The organism is Geothrix sp., from assembly GCF_049292215.1.
Classification (GTDB): Bacteria; Acidobacteriota; Holophagae; order Holophagales; family Holophagaceae; genus Geothrix.
This window is the reverse complement of sequence record NZ_JBATQW010000062.1, coordinates 1-1,735: the sequence shown is the minus strand read 5'-3', so window position 1 is coordinate 1,735 and position 1,735 is coordinate 1. Positions and strand designations below refer to the sequence as shown.

Genomic DNA, 1,735 nt, shown 5'->3' with positions numbered 1-1,735 from the left:
GCGCAGGTCCAGGCAGGCCTGCAGGGCCGCGGCGTCCTGCCGCAGCGAGGCCCGCTGGCGCTGGCGCTCCTGGGCCCCGGCCAGGGCCTCCTGGTAGGCCTTCAGCTGCGCGGGGCTGAGGGCCTGGCCACCATTGGCGAACTCGGGCATCTGGGGCAGGCGGAAGTCGCTGGCGTCGTCCACGCGCAGGATAGCCTCCACCAGCTTCTCGGTGGGTCCCGCGCCAAGGGCCACGGTCAGGGCCCCGGTGCGCGGGGCGGCCTTGGCCACGAAGGGATTGGGCCAGGTGCCCTGCTGGGCGTTGGCGAGACGGCGGCGGATGGCCTGGATCTCGAAGGCGGCGTCCGCGCCGATGCGGGGGGCCACCCAGAAGGAGAGCTCCGTGTCGGGCGCCATGGCCGAAAGGGCCACCCGCGCCCACTCCTGACGCTCGCCCAGGGTCGGCTCGGCCCCCGGGAACAGCAGGGCGCGCAGCGGCGCCTCGCGGTCGCTGATCCAAGTGCCCTCGGCCTTCTGGATGAGGTGGAAGACGCCGCCGGAGCCGCGCAGCTGCTGGACTTCCGTGGTGATGCCGGAACCCGCCCACTTCACGACGCGGCTGCGGGCCCCCGAGCTCAGGAGGTTCAGCTTGAGCAGCGCCATCACCAGCTGGGTGCGGGTCGGCAGGTCGCCGGGAATGAAGACCAGCGTCCCCTGCAGGTTTCGGCCGCCCTCGCGCTCCGTACCGTAGTGCAGCACCCAAGCCTCGCGGTTCGCGAGGGGCTCGAGCGCCGGGGAGGCCTGCTTCAGCCAGGGATCCAGGTGACGCACCGCGAAGCCCAGGCGGCTGCCCTGGGCCAGGGCGGGCACCAGGCCCGTGGACGCGCCGTTGGCCGCCGCGCCCGAGCCGCCTGCCAGGCCCACCAGCTTCTCCAGGCCGGGCCGCAACTGCTTCAGGTGGATGAGCACGCCGGGCTGGGCGGCCTGCTCCATGCCCTTGGGCAGCGCCACGCTACCCGCCTGCGTGAACAGGGCCGGGCTGGGGATCCACTGGAAGCGCCAGGCGCCCTTATCCAGGTGCAGGCCCAGACCATGGGTCCAGGGGCGTTCCACGCGGTCCGGGGAGCCCAGGTAGGCGTAGGGATCCTTGCCCGATTGCCGGTACCCGCGCTGGTAAAGGAACTGCGCGGCCTCGGCGCCGCCGGTCTTCAAGGCTGCTGCATCCCACTGGTCCACAGGCCAAGCCGTCAGCGCCCATAGGGCCGCCCGGCGATCCTGGGCGTTCCGGAGCCGGTAACGAGCCTCGGCTAGCTGATCCCCCCAGATGGCCTGATCCCATTTCTTCCCTGTCCACTGCTGGTTGCCGGCCGCATCGTAGCGGGAGACGCTCCATCCACGGACCCGCTCCGCGGCCCAGGCCGGAATCGCAGAGGGCCCCTGGGCCGTAGCGGGCAGCGCCGTCAGACCCAGCGCAAGCACGCACGATCCCTGCGCGATGTGTCGCATTCCCATTCCCCTGCCCCGCACTGGAACCTCCGGTGTCGAGCGATGCTACCAAGCCGCGCCCCGGCCGCAAGGGACCTGGGCGTGATTTTTTACAGTCCGGTTCCCTGGCAGACTGGTTCCATGTCGGATCGCCGCGTGCTCGTGAACCTCCGGGGTCTGCTGACCCCCGATCCCGCCCGGGCCTGGGCGGTGGACCGCATCCCGGACGCGGCCCTGGCCATGGAGGGCGGCAGGGTGGCCTGGCTGGGCC

At 72.2% G+C, this 1,735-nt stretch carries 1 protein-coding gene; it reads right to left on the bottom strand.

Features of this window, described 5'->3' with window-relative positions:
• Nucleotides 1-1,485: hypothetical protein (locus tag WAS25_RS10555; RefSeq protein WP_422311828.1), on the bottom strand; the 1,485-nt coding region annotated here is incomplete at its 3' end.
• Nucleotides 1,486-1,735 lie beyond the last annotated feature (250 nt).